The following is a 17,701-nucleotide window of genomic DNA, read 5'->3' on the forward strand; positions in this document are numbered from 1 at the left end:
TTATAAACTAAAATCTTATAATAATATGGCATTGTCACAATATCATACACCAAATTCTCTACTCAACAATCTGATCTTATCATAAACTCACAATATAATATTATAAATTTGCTACAATATCATATTATTAATCAATAATAATATAACAGTACTATAATGTTTGTTTAATATTTTACCATTCTATTGCAAATTTACATTATAATAATATAATTTTACATAAATAAAATATTACTTTAAATAGTATATAAATTACCCTTTTATTGATTTATTATTTTTTGTACTTATTAATTATTAATTGCACTTAATAAAGAACTTAACTAATAATTACATAAGCATTTATATATTTCTCTTAAAATTGCACTAAATCATAAAAGCGCTTCCAAGATGGCAAAACTGATTTCCGTGTGTACCCAGAAGGGGGGTGTCGGTAAAACGACACTGACTATGCTGTTGGCCACCTACTACCATACCACCGTAGGGAAACCGGTAACGGTAATTGATGCTGACTTCCCTCAGCACTCTTTTGATGCAACGCGCCGATCTGAATTGGCAAGCATCCAGAACGACGAGGAGATTCAAAGTCTATATGTAACGCTGTACCCGGAGATGAACCGTGAGTTGTATAAGGTCTACAAGGGTTCACTCGAAGAGTTGGCTATGTTCCTGACCGACCTTAAGGGTAGGGGGGAAGATGAACTGGTCTTCATCGATATGCCTGGTACCATGAACGTCAAAGGTTTCGACCGGGTAGCATCGCAGTTGGATTACGTGATACTACCAATGGAAGCAGATAAAATGAGCTTCACAGCCGGACTGCAAACGTTGGACCTCTTCGACCGCTTCCGGGAAGCAAAGGGAGCCGACTACCAGTTGTTCATGCTCTGGAACAAATACAAGAAATCAGAAAATCCGAGCTTGATGCAGGGCATAGAAAACATTGTGCGGGAACGAGGGAATGTGCAGATACTTGAACAGCGGGTAAGTGACTCAGTTACCTGGAAACGGGAACGTTCCACGCTGTTTCCAAGCGAAAAGGTTAAAAACCTGGTGGGCGAATTAAATCTGTTACTCAACATCACTCAACCAGTAGGATAAGCCATGGCTAAAAATAAGAAAACCTTAGACGACGCATCCCTTCGGGCGATGGCTAACCTGGCAACGGCTTCATCTGACCTCAGCAAGCTACAGGAGAATTATGGGTGGAATGCGGATGAATCAGCGCAAGTCGAACAGCAACCGGAAGTGACCGCAACGGAGGTGTCTGCAGCACCAGTACAACCGTTGGTGAATGAACCAGTTATTAAATCACCGGTAGTCCCAACAGGGGAGGAGTCAATCCAATCACAAACTGAGGTTTTAAACAAAGTACCAAAGGAGCCAGCAACGTCAGGTAAAAAGGTTGATAAGTACACAAACACGTACCTGCAACCTATTAAAGGATTTGAGCGACCCACAAAGGTGGCATACATATCTAAACGCTCACATTCATATATCGCATTTCTACAGCGATATGCTGACCTGACTGGCAGCAAGGTATCCATGCAGGAAATCATGGAGAATATATTCCGACAGCACTTTAGCGACAATAAGGCTGAGATAGAGATGATGCGGACAACAGTACAACAAAAAGAAGCCGAACTACACGAATGATAACACTATGGATTAGTGCATCCCTGCTAGCTCTGACGGGCTGGCAGGGTTACCGGTTAGGAAAAGAATATGGATGGTGGGGGAGAAGCGTAATCGCATCTAAAAAGGGGGAGGTGAACGAGATGCCTTCATTAGAAAACACCAAATCAACTGAGAATGGCTTGGGCCTTTCAAGAACCAACTTTGGGAAGTTACTGGGTGGATTTACACCAGCAAGCCAACAAGCCTTTGAAACTGACGATAGCAGCATTGATGAAGAGACGGAGCGACCAATTATTGAGCCAGCCACAACCTTGATGCTGAAAGAGGGACCTATAGACGAAATTGAATATCCAGCTGAAACGGATCAGATACCCGAAACGTGCAACTGGATGGATGAGGAATCTATTTCATTAGTCGACTTTGAAAACGATGAGGAACTAGAAAATGACCAGTCATTTGTGACACTGAACGAGTATATAAAGCGAGTAAGTACAGTTCAACGAAAGATGACGCAGCTGAAAAAACGACGCAACGCAGATACAAGCTTTGTGAAACAAGAACTAGGACTATTAATCGATACGTATCAGCTTGAAAATGACCAGGCATTAGATTGGCTATTCCAACAGCATGAGCAAACGTCTAAAACTGATTACGGCTCGCTCTTCGATCGAATCGAAAGCTTAACAAGCTAAAAAATTTTGTCTCAATTAAAATACTATATATATTAGCATAAAATTTTTAATATGTATATTATTTAATGAAGGCAATTTTGTGCAGTTTGGGTATTGTAGGGCTGCTTCTACTGAGTCAACAGATTCTCGCCCAAGATGAATTAAAACAGGCAGTTGAGGGCGCGACGACGCAAATAACGAACGCTAAAGCGGGAGCTATCCGACTTGGACAAGCAGCTGCAGCGATAGTGGGAATTGTGGGAGCCATTGCGGTATACAGTAAATGGTCAAATGGAGAGAGTGACGTACGGAAGGCCAGTGCTTCCTGGTTGGGTGGCTTGCTGTTCATAGCCATTGCATTTATGATTTTAGAGTCCATTTAAAAATAAAAACAACTCAACAATGCAAAATCGCCTTAACCAATCGAAGGGTTCTAACGCGGCCCAACTCATCGCGTTAATCGTGGCAGGCATATTGGTAGCTCATATCGCACCGGGCCAAGGATTAAGTACACAAGGGTTAAGTACAGCAGCAACTCAAGTAAAAGGTGCCTTCACGGTAGTAACCAATTTGATGTACGCTGTATGTGCCATAATTGGGATTGTTGGTGCCATTTCTGTGTATAGCAAGTGGTCAAACGGAGATCCTGATACGCGGAAAGCAGCAGCATCCTGGTTTGGTGCGCTAATTTTTGCGGGTTTGGTCGTAGTGACGCTGTCGGCCGTTTTCGGAGCCTAGTATGTTTCGAGTCAACAAAGGAGTGGATAGGCCCCCTCAGGTGTTAGGTATCAGAGGAATGAATTTCCTGCTGGTCTTAGGAGGAGCAGCTGTTGGACTGCTGGCTGTAAGTACGTTCATTATGATTGTCACAGGATGGTCAGGAATGATCTGTTATGGGACATACCTGGTTGGACTAATTGTTCTCTATGGACAACTGGTACGGATTTCCAGAGTGCATGGGGAACGGGGAATGGCCCGTACACAAGGACGGGGCAGACAGCCTAAATTGATCATGGTTAGAAGTTCGGGGGTATATAAACAACTGAGGCATGAACCTAAAAAGTAAAGCTATTCATGATGTGTTTCCCATAAGAGCCATTGAGCAGGATTGCCTCATATCGGTTCACGGCGATTTGACCGTTTGTTTCGCCGTTAGCTTACCAGAAATATTTACCCTGAATGCAAGTTTCGATGGGGTAGGGGAGGGGCGCATTGAGCAGGGAGATTACATCACTCTGTGCAACGTATGGACAAAAGCGTTAGGTGTACTACCAAGCTATACGATCCTGCACAAACAGGATTGGTTCGTAGAAGAAAACTATCAAACTTCAGGCGAAGGAGCAGGCTCAACGCAACGCACATTCCTTGATCGGGCCAGTGATCGCCATTTCAATGAGCGTCCTTACCTCCATCACGAGTGCTACCTGTATTTAACCAAAACCCATCAAGAAAGACGGGACGTGAGTGCGGTTAAAACATCGCTGGCGCGTGGTCGACTGGTACCAAAGGAAGTAGGGGATAAGCACAAAGTTGAGGAGTTCTTTAACAGCGTTGAACAGTTCACTTCGATTCTGGAAAGTAGCCGGTTAATTGGCCTGCGTCGGCTCCGATCAGCCGAATTGGCCGGTACGAGCGAAAAAGCGGGCTTGTTAGAGCGATATATGAGTTTATCGCTCCGCGATGAGGTAGTAACGCTGGCGGATTTAGAGATGGATGAGGAGTTACGGGTTGGGGGGAAATATGCCAAATTCTACACAATCTCGGATATTGACGATCTGCCCGAGTGGGTGCACACCAATAACCGGGTTGAGGCACTCTCCACAGAACGGTCGAATGTGTCGGTAAGTTATGCAGCTCCGATTTCGCTGATGCTTCCGTGTAATCACATCTATAACCAGTACATCTTCATCGAAGATAAGCAGGCGGCATTCCCTAAATTAGAGCAACGGGCCACACAAATGCGATCGCTGGCCAACTTTGGTAAGGATAATGAAGTAAACGCCATGCTGCTGAACCAGTATCTCAGCTATGCAGTCGAGACAGGTTTTACGCCGGTACGTTCGCATTTCAACATTCAGGTCTGGACCGAAGACAGGAGCCGCTTACCCGTTCTGCGCAATCTGGTTTCCTCAGCTATCGCCAAGCTAGGCGTCCGGCCTCGTGAAAACACGAAAGACGCATTAGGGTTGTTCTGGGCAGGCATACCCGGTAACGCGGCCGATCTGCCCAGTGAAGACAAATACTGGTCATTTGTACCGCAATCAGTATGCCTCCTCAATCAGGAAACAAACTACTATGATTCTGTCTCGCACTACGGCGTGAAACTGGTTGAGCGGATGAGCGGAAAGCCGTTACTGGTCGACTTATCCGATCACCCGATGAACAAAGGGTGGGTGACTAACCGGAACAAGTTCATACTGGGTCCATCGGGCAGCGGCAAATCGTTCTTTACCAACCATGCACTGCGGAGTTTTCACGTTCAGGGTAGCCATGCCGTCATTGTTGATGTTGGCCACTCTTATCGCGGCCTATGCGACATGCTGGGTGGTCTGTATCTTACTTATTCAGAAGAAGAACCGATCAACTTTAATCCGTTCTTTATCGAAAACCGCCTGCTCCCCGACGTCGAGAAGAAAGAAGCCATCAAGGTACTGCTACAGACGCTCTGGAAACGAAGTGACGAGCGCCAAACGATGTCAGAATACACCGCGCTTTCGGATGCAGTAACGCAATATTTTGAAAGTTGCCTGCCCAATAATCCGGACACTTTCCCCTGTTTTAACTCGTTTTACGAGTTTATGCAGTCAGATTTCCCTCGGTACCTGGAGGAACACAAAGTACAAATCGGCTATTTCGATTATGATAACTTCATCTATGTACTGCGGCCCTTTTACAAGGGTGGCGAATACGAGGAGCTACTCAATAGCCGGGCTAATCTGGATCTGTTGAACATACCATTTATCGTCTTCGAGTTGGATAACATCAAGGATCACCCGATCCTGTTCCCAGTGGTGACCATAATCATCATGGACACCTTCATTTCGAAAATGAGAAAGCTGAATGGGGTTCGGAAGATCATTCTCATTGAAGAGGCTTGGAAAGCCATCATGAAAGATGGGATGGCCGAGTACATCAAATACCTCTACAAAACGGTACGTAAGTTTTTCGGGGAAGCCTGGATCGTAACGCAGGAAGTAGACGACATTATTGGTAATAAGATCGTTAAAGACTCGATCATCAACAATGCCGACACCAAAATACTGCTCGACCAGCGCAAGTACCGCAACAAGTTTTCCCACGTAAAGGATTTGCTGGCCCTAACAGATAAGGAGAAAGATCTTTGTCTGTCATTGAACCGGGACCTCGACCCAAAGCGGAAATATAAAGAGGTCTTTATCTCCTGGGGAGGACAAGAATCAAAAGTATATGGCGTCGAAGTATCGACCGAGGAGTACCTGGCCTATTCAACTGAGCAAACCGAAAAAATACGGCTCGAAGAAAAGGTGGCATCCTACGGCGGTAATTACGACTTAGCCCTGCGCGACTACGCCGACGAAGTGAAGACCGGCACCCTCGTTAGTCGCTAAATCTGCGAATCTATTTCTATACTGAAGTGAAGCAGTCTGTTAACAAACTGCTCTTGACCAGCCTTTGCCTTTTTGGGGGAATTTTCCCCATTCAGGCTGGTGCCAAGGGCGTACCAAATGACTTACACGTTAACCCGGCATTGGCTGAAGTGGACACCACAAATCCGGGGCAGCCTCCACAACAAGGACCACCGGGCCAGACGTTGCTTGGTGGTTTAGGCGATGATTTATCCGGAGAAATCGAGAGTATCATCGGCGAAACGGAGAATTCCATTATGAAGGGCATTCAGGATGAACTTACCGGATTGCTTGGTAATGCTCTGGGCCAACTATTTGACGTCTCGCCGATCTCGGCGGTTAAATCGCTCCAGTCGATGGTGAAGGACGGTTTATCCAAGCAGCAAAAGATCGAGTATCAAAACTACAAGGTAGACTACGCCTGGAAAAAAGCACACATGGAGCTCTCGCCTGCCTTTGCTACCTACTATCGAGAACTAAATCTGAACCAGCTTACCGGCGCCATTGGCGCCAGTAAGAAAGCGGCCGACAAATTTCTGAATACGTCAGCATTTACGGCTAAAGAAGCGGCAGCAATGCGACAGGTGTTACAGGGGGTTGCTGAGACGAGCGATTTGGAAGCTGAGGTTAAAACGATCATTAACCTCGGCGGTAAACCGGTGTGGATGTCAGAAGGGGAACGATTATCAGCCCTGAATGCGGTTCGAACTGACCTTTATGACCGCATCAAGCGAACCAATCAGACATTAGCCCTAATCAGAGCGACCTATCAATTCCGATCTCGAGAAATAGCTAAAAACGCTTACAGGCAGGGATTGTATAAACAAAATTCAACGCTCAACCGGATAGTAAGCACCCGCTCTACTACCTATCAAAGCAAATGAAAAAGCGAATACTCTACTGGGTTTGGCTCGGCTGCTTAGCTGGGACTGCCAACGCACAGATGCCCCCTGCCAATGCGATACCAACTGGAAACAGGGGTAGCAGCATCATTCAATCCGAGATAGACCAACTATTACGCGTATCAGAAAGCGATATAATGGCGGGTTTAAAAGATGCTGGACTCGACTATGGTGAGCTTATAAAAGAAAAGGTTATGGACGAGGTAATCAAAGGGATTGCTGATGCTACCGTATTAGCTCCTTTTGCTACCGAGATCATGGAGCAATACCAGAAACAGAAGAATAAGGACCTGGCCAAAGCCATCGAGAAGCTGAAGAGAACGTGGAAAGATGGCCAGGAACGGATCAACAAAGTTCGTTATCAGGACTTTAAAGTCAAATACGCCTATCAGCAGGCGATGAACAAAGCTCCGATGGACGTGATGCAAGGCACCCGTCGCCAGGCCATTGACGAGTCAGTAAAGGCATTGTGGACAGATGGGCTGCCCGTCGCCATAACAATCACAGATCCCACCAATGCTCGGCTCATGAAAGAGGACATTGATGCGCGCTATCCAAACGAGGACATTGGCTGGACAGTGTTAGCCTCAGCTCGCTCGTCGTTGCTAGCCGATGACAAAACATTGAAAGCAAAAATGGCTCTCGTTGAGAAGCAGGGTCAAACGGCGTACCTATCACCAGCGGACCGGCTTCGGCTACTGCGCGAAATTGATAAGGAAAGCAAAGCCCGTCGCACAACGCTACTAGCAATGGACAAAATCACGTCACAGGGGCTAGACTATTACAAGTACCAACGTAATCGGAAAGCGTATCAGACCAAATACCTACGTACCCAATCATACCGCTAACCCTCAACCGTATGCAGGCAATTCTGTTAGTTTCGCCCGTACTGGAAACATCGATTGACGAGGTGTTCACCCAGTTCTCAGATGGATTTGGGGCATTGGTAGCCTTTGGGCAGGCTATTGGCTTCATCGGCGCACTATGCTACGTCTTTTATCGGATCTGGGGGCACATGTCCCGTGCCGAACCCATCGACGTGTATCCGTTGCTCCGCCCCTTTGCGCTGGCCCTTTGCCTGCTCAGCTACCCGCTATTGGTCAAAGGTATGGTGGGCATCGGGCGATTGCTTGATAAAGGAACCGGCTCCATGGTGGCCAGTCAAAAAGCGGAAGTAGAGCGCTTAAATCAGGTCAAAAAAGCAAAGGTCAAAGAGAATTGGGATAAGATTCTGATTCCGCCGGGCGAAGATGGGGAAATTGGTACCTGGGATGTTGTCAAGACCGTATTCGGCCCCACAGGTAGCGGTAACAGTTTGGTAGGAAATGCTGTGAGCGGGGTCATGCAGTATTACTTTGACCAGTTTCTGAGTTGGCTTGGGGAGATCTTCTACGATCTGGCGGCTATTTACATCAAACTGATCAGCACGTTCTTTCTAATCGTACTCGCACTCACCGGCCCGATCACCTTTGGCCTGGCCACCTTCGAATGGTTTTACTCCGGTCTAGCGGCCTGGTTCTCGCGCCTGATCCATATACTGCTGTACATTCCGCTGGTCAATATTCTGGGTTCGATTCTGGAGACAATCCATATCTCCATGCTGAATCAGGATCTGGCCGTTTTCGATGAGCAGCTGCTATCGGGAAATACCGGCATGGGTTCGTCCGATTGGGGCTTAATCATTTTCTATTTCATTGGCGCTGGAGCGTACCTGTCAATACCCAAAGTAGCCTCTTACATCATTGAATCTACCGGGGTAGGCGATGCAATCAGTTCAGCCACCCAACCAACGGCAATGGTAGCCGGGGCCAGCACAGGCCAGGCAGCCGGGGCTGGAGCAGCCTCACTAAGTCGAACCGTTGCCAGTGCTTTCTCATCGTCAAAATCGCAGCCGACCTCAAACAGCATCTAACATGAACGGACAATTTCGTTACCTGACCAATTTAGAAACATCCTTCAAAATGGTGCGCTGGATGGCCATCATTGCAGTAGTTGGAAGCCTCTCGTTCGCGCTGGGTGTAGCCTACTGGGCTTTCGCCGAGGTGTCGGCCAGCCGCCAAAAAGTGTACGTACTCGACAATGGAAAGTCCGTTATGGTAGCCCTCGCTCAGGAGCAGAATATCAACCGGCCAGCTGAAGCAAAAGACCACATCAAGACATTTCATCGACTCTTTTTCACGCTTGAGCCCGACGAGAAACAGGTAGAAGGTAATATCCGAGAGGCTACGTACCTGGGCGATCGCTCAGTCGTCAGGTTATATCAGGACCTGCAGGAAGCGGGATATTATGGACAGTTGATTCAGGGTAACGTACACCAGAAGGTAGAGATTGATAAAGTCGAGGTCAATTTCAGTCAATCGCCCTATCGTGTAGTGACCAGCGGACGGCAGCTGCTGATCCGGGCGAACAATATCACCATCCGAAAATTAGTGACGGAGTGCTACCTCATTGATGTGGCCAGGACGGACAATAATCCGCATGGCTTCATGATTGAGCGGTTCAAGGTGGTCCAGAATCAGGACATTGAAACGGTTCAGCGATCCAACCAGACTACAAATCTATGAACAGGCCACATCACGCGTATTGGCGGTTAGGACGCAGAAACATTGTCCGAAGACTAAGAGGGTGGGAAAGTCGACCTGTATCTCAGCGAAAATGGCACGTGCTGGCCGCTTTTTTTACCCTTTTGCTACTGGGTGGGTGGTCAGTGAGTATGAATCTTTCGCAAGAGCCGCCTGTCCTGCCTTACTCTTTCTCCAAGGGTCAACCATCAAATCCGAATGTATCTAATCATTCAGAAACCCAACGTGAAACTCATGAACCTTACCGATCCGACTCAACCAGAAAATCACATCGATAATCCTTTACCTGAGGATACGCCTGATGCGACAGAAGCACCAACGGCTCGCAAATCGTTTCAGGACGTTTTAAAAGACAAACGGTTTTGGATGACAGCACCCGTGTTGTTACTCGCGTTGGGCTCAACCGGGTACTTCCTAATTGTAGGGTCCGAGGGGAAACAAAAGCCCTTAATTAATAATGTGAACGCAACGATTCCTAACGCCCAAACCGACAGCGTACCTAAGTCTAAGTTGGAGTTACAGGCAGCGGAACAGCGACAAGGCTTAAACAGTCAGACTACCGTCAACGGTATGCAAACAGGTGTTGTAGCTGCACTGCCTGAAGCATTGCCCTCAACGGGTTTGCCGACTACCCTTGACCCCTACGTATACAAGCAAAAACGGATGCCCGATGCAATCGATCCGGAATTTGCCGCGATGGACTCGTTGTATAACCCTTCGCCCCCTTCACGGCAAAACAGGGTAGGAGGTAGGCCCCGTTCAACAAATCGGATTCGGCCGGTATCTACAGGCTACCCAGAAACAGGACTCCCAGAAGAATTTGACGAGGAGGCATTGCCCAGACGGGATATGCAGAAACAAGTAGAAGATAGACAGCGACTACTGGCATTATTGACAGAGTACAAGCGGGACAAAGAAGCCAAGGCGGCTATTGCCCGCGAAGGGGAGCGGCCGCGTAAGGCAGAATCAGGAGCTGTCGTCTCTACGTTGGGGGAAACCACCAATCGACGATTGAATGGTTTCTATGGGCTATACACACAGGACCAGAAAGGGGGTCAGGAATCAGCTTTAATGGAAGATCTGGGCACCATCCGGGCAGTCATTCATCAAGATCAGCAAATTACTGATGGAGGACGGGTACAGCTTCGCCTACTGGAGCCAGTGACTGTACGTGGTACTCTCATTCCGGCCAATACACTGGTTTTCGGTACTGGCAGTTTTGGAACGGAACGCGTGGGTATCACGCTGAGTAATCTTCAGTACGAAGGACACATATTTCCAATCAAACTCACAGTGCATGATATGGACGGTATGCCTGGCGTGTTCGTACCGAACGTACTGGCTGCCCAGGAAGGAAAGCAACTTCTGGGACAGACGATTAGCGGGGCTAACTACAATCTGAATGGTACCTCAGCCAGTAGTGCCAAAGCAGCCGCAACAATGGCCGGCATATCAGCTGCGCAGTCAGGCCTGTCTGGTGCTCGAAGCATTCTTCAACGAAAGATTGTCCAACAGAAGGCAACGCTGAAAGGAAACTATTATGTACTGCTCAAATGAGCTTAGCCAGTTAATTACTGAACAATATGAAACGACTTATTTTTTCTGTAAGCGCGCTCCTCATCCTATCGGGTCCGGGTATGGCGCAGCGTAAACCAACGTATAATAAGCGTACGTACGCAAAATTGATAAACAAACAGGACGTGCCAGCCCGGTCTCCCGTCCCTGATAACCTTGTGCTACTGGTTCAGCAAAAAACGGTTGGTAAGCCAGACAGCACGCTTCGAGCTGAACGTAAGTTTGCCGTGAACGTACCCGAGAATAAGCTGGTATCGGCATCAGGGGCTCAGCGCACTTCCCCAGAAGCCCTTATTCAACCCCAGCACATAATCCGCTCGTACTACGTCGATTTGGCGTACAACAAAACGGTATCAATCATTTTCCCAACGGCCGTGCGGTCGGTAGACCTGGGAAGCCGCAGCATCATGGCCGACAAAGCGGCTGATGTAGAAAACGTACTGAAAGTAAAAGCGTCGCAAATCGGCTTCAACGAAACTAACTTTTCGGTAATGACTACCGACGGCAAGTTCTACAGCTTCGTGGTCAACTACAATGAAACGCCAGCGGTCCTAGCTCTCAACCTGGCAGGGTCTGGAAATACAAAGCTGGGAAGCCAGGGCAGTCAGATTAACTTAAACGATCGCACCCAATCTGTAAATGGTCTCGATGGCCAGGAAGGAAACATTCAGTTCGCGGGCGTGAAAGCAACGCAGTCTGACATCGTTTATGCAAGTGATCGGATACTACACAATCGAAGTCGGGGTAAACGGGGAACCGAATCCAACAAGATGGAAGCACGTTTACGGGGCCTATATGTGAAAGATAACGTACTTTACTACCGGCTAGCCATCGAGAACGAATCGAATCTAAACTACGACATCGATTACGTGCGGTACTTCGTCGTTGATGGCAAAACGGCAAAACTGACCTCCCGGCAGGAAATTGAATTACGGCCAATCTATGTGCATAATGAAGCAATTACGACGGTGCGTGGGCATCAGAAGATAGAGCGCGTATATGCCTTTCAGCGGTTTACAATTCCGGGCAACAAGCAGTTACTGATTGTGATTGGTGAACAGAACGGTGGTCGTGAACTGGCGTTTCAGGTACAGAACAAGGACATCATGAAGGCCCGCCCATTATAAGCGCACTCTCTTTCAAACAGAAAAGCTCCGTCACAAGCGGAGCTTTCTGCATTTTCAGGATTCTTTACCGACGTTCTTGCTGGCGTAACCGACGGCTCATCTGATCAATATCATGTTGCAGCTTGTCAACACGCTGTCGTTGACGTTGCTGCACAAAGCCACGAATGAAGAAAAACAGGAAGAAAACTACGAATCCAATTACCATCGCTCACACTCCTTTCTACCCGTTGAACAGTTTTAAGTCTATTTAACCGAAAAGTATGATAAAATGTAATTGTTGTCAAGTGTTACCAGCGTCAGATTCTATTTAAAGAGTAGATCCTGCTCCCTGCTGTACGTGCTTTTACCTGATGTCTGGTATGTTCCGTTGATCGTAAGGGTTGGGTGAATTGGTTGTGATTTTATGAGTTGTGAATTTACGATAGACTTTTAAAATTATGTGGCCGGGCTTTCACCCGGCCACGTTCGTGTTAGGCCTCTACAGTATCCGGCTCGACTTCTTCAGTTACGTTATTTAACACATAATTGACCGCTTTCTGAGCCTGGCCCGATGCCCGGAAAATTAGCGTTTTGTCGCCTTTCAAAGCCAACAGCCAATTTTGCAGGTACGCGGCTGCATTGGTCAAAAGCCGGTGATCTGTCAGGTTAAGGCCGCAACTGCTGGCCAGATAACAGGCTCCAATTTCGGCTGTTAATTCTTCTTTGGCGTATAACTCCCCACCAAACCCGTCAGAATGAACCAACTCCTCCCGGTTCAAGCGGTCGCGGTGGCCAGTCGAGTGAATCAGTTCATGAAACAAAACGCAGTAATAAGCTTCCAGGCAATCGAAAGCAGTAGGGCGGGGCATATTGACAATATCGAGCAACGGGCTGTAATAGGCACGGGCGGGATCAACATGCACAATTTCGGGCGCATTTGAATAACCTGCATGTACGGCATCACAGGCATTGTAGCTATACACTTCGTCAAGGGCATCAGGTGTTTTCAACTCTGGCAAATCAATAGTTACCCCTTCGACGTCGGCTACATTGAAAACAAAATAGTGCTTAAGGAGCGGAACACCAACCTTTTTAGTTTTTGTCTCGCCTTTGCTGTTTGTTACCTCCTTTTCTTTCTCCAGCACACTCCAGAAAACGACAAGATTACCCCGCGCACCTTTGCGAATGTTACCTCCTAATTCTGTTGCCTGTTTGAATGTCAGAAAATACGGGCGTTCATAGCTAGCGCATCCCAAAAGGACACTATTGATACCCGTATAGGGGCGTTTGCTGATGTAATTTTGAGCCACCTCAACCTGCCCACCTTTCAGGATACCCCACCGTTTGCGCCATGGGATACGGCCTTTTTCAAGCTCGTCGACGATGAGATCAGTAACACGGGCGTATAGATCCACACTGCCCCGCTGTGCGGAAGCCTTTGCATTCTGCATTATAATCGCCCGAAGTAACACGTCGGTGCCGCGCAATAGGAACACTATAAAGATACGAAAACAGCGCCACCCCTACAAGATATATAGCTGCTATACAGAACTTTACACCTAACCCTTCGCCCCCTTTCGTCTTTAAGCTTTGTGTAAAAGAAGTGTATCTCCAGTGGCAAAAGTTGTGCGTGCTTTAGTGATAGCGTTCATCGTGAATGGAGGGCCACTCTTCAGTGGCTATCCGGGATGTAGAATTAGGTCATACGGCTCCGCAGTTGCAAGGAGTGGTATGACCCGTGAAACGCGTGTGCAGCCCGCAGAAAGTTAAAACGCCTGAGTCAGAGGCTTCCTGGCTCAGGCGTTTTTTGATGCCTATATTTTTTCGAGATACTCGACACTAACTTCTGCTTCGCGTTGCTCCTGGTCAATACTGACCGTAACATTGAAACGACTATAGCCGGTCACGATGCCGGTGGCTCCAGTACTGGTTAACCGCACTCGGTCACCAACGGCTGGTTTTGGTGGCAGTGGTTTGTAGAACCGTTTAAAATGTTTGCAGTAAGTCAAACCAAGTTGCCCGGCACGGTTGAACAAATAGCGCCAAGCTAGGCGGTACTCTTCACCGGCAAATTTCCAGTAGTACCCCTTAACGAGGTCTTTGCCCGCTACGGTCAGTTGGTTGTCTTCAGTCATACCAGTAACTCGAATCCTGAATTCTTCCAGCGTTCTGGCGGGTGGGGTAGGAGCGGAGTAGGCTGACCCCTGAGAGTTTTGTGTGTTGACCATTGCTTTAGTTGCCCGACTCCGAAACGGACGACCGGTCAGGAGTCGGGCATTAAATGGTTTTAGTGATTATTCATGGTTGCTGTGTCAAAATAGCCCTGAATCATGTGGGCCAGATATAGGTCGATTGTTTCACTATCTATACCCGTGTACTGATTAACCTGCTCAATCCATGCTTTTCCGATCTGCGCATCAATCCGACAAGCGGCCAAACGAATCAGCTTTTCATTCCCTGCTACCAGGCATATCAGGTCAGCCGGGGTAATAGCAAAAACTGGGGCTATTCGGACCATGTGAAAGGCCACGTAAGTAGGGTCTGCCGTTAGTCGATTCCATAAATTTGCTTGTGATGTTTCCATAGGCTTGAGCGTTACTCTTTAAGGGTGAAGTTCTCATCAACATCATGCACGAGATCGGTAGGTACGTATGATAGTTCTAAACCCGTTATGCGCTCAATTGTAGAAATCAATTCCTGTGCCTTTACCTGCTCAATGACTATTTCGGTAAACTGCTGATGGTTGATAATGAAAAAGCTAACCTGATATCCGACTCCATTCTGATGGCCTTCCACCCGAATTGATGTAAACCGGGTGCCTTTCATTTTCCATTGCAACGCATTCTTGCGGTTATCTGGCTTCAACGTTGTTGCCTTCATTCGAGCGAAAGCAACCTGACCAATTTGATTATAAATTGCATGGACACATGGTTTCATCACCTGTCTCGGTTGGCAAATAGAATAGTTGCCGTTCATAGCTGGGAGCATTGGCCGCCAACTCGACGGGTTTGTTGATAAAGGAAAAACAAGGTGGCTTCGATGGCTTTACCAAACAGCCAATCCGCTTCGTCTGGGTCACATTGGTGAGCCGGGTTTTCAATGTCGGCGGCTTCTAGTCCCCGCCACATATCAGCATCAGCAAAAGGGTCAGAGAACACAAATCCCTGCTCCCGCGCCTGGGTAATCAGGTCGCGATTTAGGCGGTTGTCAATACCCCGCCTTATCGGGCAGGTCGCTACTGAATACATCATGGATTCGCCCGAAGTAACACGTCGGTGCCGCGCAATGGGAACACTATAAAAATACCCCTTATTAGGCGGTATGGCAAGGTTTCAGGAAGATACAGTCGAAGCCTTTGCCCCCTTTCGTCAACTGCTATGCGTGTTATAATTACCTCCACTAGTGCTACCTAAGAGCGACCCATGAATTAAAGCATTATAGATGTCGGTTCCTTGTGTAAAATCAATGTAATGGTGTTAGCCTGCTAGCCCTAATTGGAGGACAAATCTTAGTCTTCAAGAAAATTGCTCTCAATCACCAAATTGGTTGGAGTACTCATTATCTCCATATTATGAGTACACAAAGTTGACTCATAAGTATCAAGAAAATCCTGAATATGTTGTGTTATATTGCTTATTTTTACTAAAATAATGCTTTTACAGCTAGTAAAGGGTGTTTTTAATTTATCAGCATCAAGTTCATAATGGATTAGTGCCATAAATAGAAAACAGCTGATTCGCCGACATTATCATCAATTTGAAGTTGGATAAGAAGACTTATCAGGGATTGGTACAGGCAAGTATGGCCCAGTAAAAATCGAGTATCTGTTTAAAAGCTTGTACCGTTAAAATCCTTCAAGATGCTTAAACCTACTTTTATCTTGCTTTTAGACTTATGCCGTACAATATCAATTAAATAAGTTTGATACTATTGAAAATCAGTTCTTTTGATAAAGCAAGACAAAAGTAGGTTTAAGTACTTTTGTCTTGCGAAACCCCGTTTTAATAACTGACCAGTGCTCGCTTTTAATCAGAGTCAGCTCGTTCAACTGCAAATTGTAGCCAATCTTTAATCATTTTATCAGATTCAGTACAGGATACAGTAACATAACACTGGCTGTGTATGAAAATCTACTTTTGTCTTGCTTTATGCTACAGACTACTTAAAAACTATGAAGTATCGGTAGTAATTGCTTGCTTTGCCACAGATTACCAAGGGGCTCTTCTGGCCGTGTTGTGTTATCTAAGTGGTCGTCATCTGTCACGACTATCTTGATATTACCTTGTTTGAAACGATGATAAAATCAGAATAGTGGTTAATGAAGCCATTGATCGATAAGCTACGGCCTTTTTCCAGATCATAGGTTCAGTAGACAACACGTTCCAGATTGGTGATGGCATCGACCACTTTCTTCTCGAACGAATTGATCTTCACCTTCCGATGCTGGCCTTGGTCATCTTAGGTAATTTAGATTATATAATTGAAATACTAATTCGAGTACCCATTTCAGAAATAAATGTTGCAATTAATGCAATTTTAGATTGGTTAAACTCAGATACAGTTAGTACTGACTTGTATTACAAGATGCAGTTGCCAATAACTGAAACTACTAAATAAAAACCTGCAAATTTTTTATACTATATTTAACAAAGGATCTACTTGGGATGGCGACCATCCAGCAAATGATAAAGCTCATTGAACAAATCTAATTGAGCTTTATCATTTGCTGGATTTAACAAGCCAAAGGCTTCCTGAATCTCCAACTCGGGTCGGGGCCGAGCGTAGAGCCATTTGGGCCCAGATGTACTCTTAAGTAAAAATCGGTTCAGATAATTTTCAATCTCTTTGTTTTGCTGTGGATGTACCCGGTTTATTTCCGCTACATTAACGAAAATAACGTTTTGTTTGGATTGGGTGATATTACCAACCCGATCTCGGATATGGTGAAGCAAATGCTCTGAGGCATTGTCATACTCACCGGTTGGTAACAGGTGTTTGTAGCTAATGTATAAGTAAGCATAACCCCGTTGGTAGGTTGAAACTGCCAATTCATATTGGGCTGATTGTTGTTGAACCTGTTGCCAGGCTTCTATTTCCTGTTGGGCATCATATATTTTCCGACGAGATTCAGCTTGGGCAAGTGGCAGTAAGTGATCTATTTTGTTCTGGAGTTGATTAATCGATAATGACAAGCCATTGATATAGTCATTAATGTGTCCGTGGCGTTCTTCTTCAGTAAGGTCATGAGGTTTTTTGAGCCAATATTTATGCTTACTGAAGAAACTCATGCGTACAGCTGGTCGCCCATAGTTTATCAGCTTCACAGTTTTACATCCAAAATCCCGCCAGGTAGCAAACTCGGCCATATATCTACTATCGACAAAATGAATATCACCACACTCCTGCCAGTTACCCTCTATATCCCATTCATCCCGATTGGGTCTTAGCTTTGGAACTTTAGTAATTTGCTCTGATAAGCCTGATAATAAGAACTGGTATTCCTTATTAGTAAATTTCGTCTTTTTCTTCATAGCGAGTGAATGGTCTTTTAGTGAAAAGATACTAGGCGTTTTATTTTACTCTGAGAGTAAAACCAATTTTTAGAAAAGTCTCTTTTACTTTTTGATT

General features: G+C 46.2%; 20 protein-coding genes. 14 read left to right on the forward strand and 6 right to left on the reverse strand.

Annotated elements, in window-relative coordinates; genetic code table 11:
• Positions 1-384: 384 nt before the first annotated feature.
• The 14 genes from LQ777_RS27805 (at position 385) to LQ777_RS30560 (ending at position 12,335) form a co-directional block, all read left to right on the forward strand.
• Complete coding sequence (locus LQ777_RS27805) at positions 385-1,095, forward strand: ParA family protein (protein WP_232563731.1); 711 nt, start codon at positions 385-387, stop codon at positions 1,093-1,095.
• 3 nt (positions 1,096-1,098) lie between these two features.
• Entirely contained in the window at positions 1,099-1,650 is a 552-nt protein-coding gene (locus LQ777_RS27810; protein ID WP_232563732.1) for a DUF3408 domain-containing protein, read from the forward strand.
• Positions 1,647-2,324: a hypothetical protein gene (locus tag LQ777_RS27815; protein WP_232563733.1), complete on the forward strand. Its 678-nt coding sequence runs from the start codon at positions 1,647-1,649 to the stop codon at positions 2,322-2,324. The genes LQ777_RS27810 and LQ777_RS27815 overlap by 4 nt, the downstream gene beginning before the upstream one ends.
• A 65-nt stretch (positions 2,325-2,389) precedes the next feature.
• The gene (locus LQ777_RS27820; protein WP_232563734.1) at positions 2,390-2,686 is read left to right on the forward strand and encodes a DUF4134 family protein; all 297 of its coding nucleotides are present in this window, start codon (positions 2,390-2,392) and stop codon (positions 2,684-2,686) included.
• A gap of 19 nt (positions 2,687-2,705) precedes the next feature.
• Positions 2,706-3,041: a DUF4134 domain-containing protein gene (locus tag LQ777_RS27825; protein ID WP_232563735.1), complete on the forward strand. Its 336-nt coding sequence runs from the start codon at positions 2,706-2,708 to the stop codon at positions 3,039-3,041.
• Between the two features lies 1 nt (position 3,042).
• Complete coding sequence (locus tag LQ777_RS27830) at positions 3,043-3,369, forward strand: DUF4133 domain-containing protein (RefSeq protein WP_255720944.1); 327 nt, start codon at positions 3,043-3,045, stop codon at positions 3,367-3,369.
• The gene (locus tag LQ777_RS27835; protein WP_232563736.1) at positions 3,353-5,890 is read left to right on the forward strand and encodes a TraG family conjugative transposon ATPase; all 2,538 of its coding nucleotides are present in this window, start codon (positions 3,353-3,355) and stop codon (positions 5,888-5,890) included. The genes LQ777_RS27830 and LQ777_RS27835 overlap by 17 nt, the downstream gene beginning before the upstream one ends.
• Before the next feature lie 26 nt (positions 5,891-5,916).
• A complete protein-coding gene (locus LQ777_RS27840; protein ID WP_232563737.1) occupies positions 5,917-6,792 on the forward strand; it encodes a hypothetical protein in 876 nt (291 codons plus the stop codon).
• The gene (locus tag LQ777_RS27845) at positions 6,789-7,658 is read left to right on the forward strand and encodes a hypothetical protein (protein WP_232563738.1); all 870 of its coding nucleotides are present in this window, start codon (positions 6,789-6,791) and stop codon (positions 7,656-7,658) included. The genes LQ777_RS27840 and LQ777_RS27845 overlap by 4 nt, the downstream gene beginning before the upstream one ends.
• A gap of 11 nt (positions 7,659-7,669) precedes the next feature.
• Positions 7,670-8,722, forward strand: a complete 1,053-nt coding sequence (locus LQ777_RS27850; RefSeq protein WP_232563739.1) for a TraJ family protein — start codon at positions 7,670-7,672, stop codon at positions 8,720-8,722.
• Position 8,723: 1 nt separating this feature from the next.
• Positions 8,724-9,374: a conjugative transposon protein TraK gene (gene traK / locus LQ777_RS27855; RefSeq protein WP_232563740.1), complete on the forward strand. Its 651-nt coding sequence runs from the start codon at positions 8,724-8,726 to the stop codon at positions 9,372-9,374.
• A 216-nt stretch (positions 9,375-9,590) separates the two neighbouring features.
• On the forward strand, positions 9,591-10,949 hold the full coding sequence (gene traM, locus LQ777_RS27860; protein WP_232563741.1) for a conjugative transposon protein TraM: 1,359 nt from the start codon (positions 9,591-9,593) through the stop codon (positions 10,947-10,949).
• A gap of 26 nt (positions 10,950-10,975) precedes the next feature.
• Positions 10,976-12,094, forward strand: coding sequence for a conjugative transposon protein TraN (gene traN / locus LQ777_RS27865; protein ID WP_232563742.1), 1,119 nt, complete (start codon positions 10,976-10,978; stop codon positions 12,092-12,094).
• Between the two features lie 112 nt (positions 12,095-12,206).
• Complete coding sequence (locus LQ777_RS30560) at positions 12,207-12,335, forward strand: hypothetical protein (protein WP_255720948.1); 129 nt, start codon at positions 12,207-12,209, stop codon at positions 12,333-12,335.
• A 229-nt stretch (positions 12,336-12,564) separates the two neighbouring features.
• On the opposite strand, the gene LQ777_RS27870 is transcribed toward LQ777_RS30560, so the two are convergent.
• The 6 genes from LQ777_RS27870 to LQ777_RS27895 all read right to left on the reverse strand — a co-directional run bounded on the left by LQ777_RS27870 (position 12,565) and on the right by LQ777_RS27895 (position 17,604).
• Entirely contained in the window at positions 12,565-13,524 is a 960-nt protein-coding gene (locus LQ777_RS27870) for an ArdC family protein (protein ID WP_232563743.1), read from the reverse strand.
• Positions 13,525-13,887: 363 nt separating this feature from the next.
• Positions 13,888-14,301, reverse strand: a complete 414-nt coding sequence (locus LQ777_RS27875; RefSeq protein WP_232563744.1) for a KOW domain-containing RNA-binding protein — start codon at positions 14,299-14,301, stop codon at positions 13,888-13,890.
• Between the two features lie 59 nt (positions 14,302-14,360).
• Positions 14,361-14,657 (reverse strand): hypothetical protein, encoded by a 297-nt coding sequence (locus tag LQ777_RS27880; protein WP_232563745.1) that lies wholly within the window; start codon positions 14,655-14,657, stop codon positions 14,361-14,363.
• An 11-nt stretch (positions 14,658-14,668) separates the two neighbouring features.
• On the reverse strand, positions 14,669-14,953 hold the full coding sequence (locus LQ777_RS27885) for a hypothetical protein (protein WP_232563746.1): 285 nt from the start codon (positions 14,951-14,953) through the stop codon (positions 14,669-14,671).
• Between the two features lie 92 nt (positions 14,954-15,045).
• Positions 15,046-15,324, reverse strand: coding sequence for a hypothetical protein (locus LQ777_RS27890; protein WP_232563747.1), 279 nt, complete (start codon positions 15,322-15,324; stop codon positions 15,046-15,048).
• Positions 15,325-16,728: 1,404 nt separating this feature from the next.
• The gene (locus LQ777_RS27895) at positions 16,729-17,604 is read right to left on the reverse strand and encodes a hypothetical protein (protein ID WP_232563748.1); all 876 of its coding nucleotides are present in this window, start codon (positions 17,602-17,604) and stop codon (positions 16,729-16,731) included.
• Positions 17,605-17,701: the final 97 nt, after the last annotated feature.

The organism is Spirosoma oryzicola, assembly GCF_021233055.1.
In the GTDB taxonomy this organism is placed as follows: Bacteria; Bacteroidota; Bacteroidia; order Cytophagales; family Spirosomataceae; genus Spirosoma; species Spirosoma oryzicola.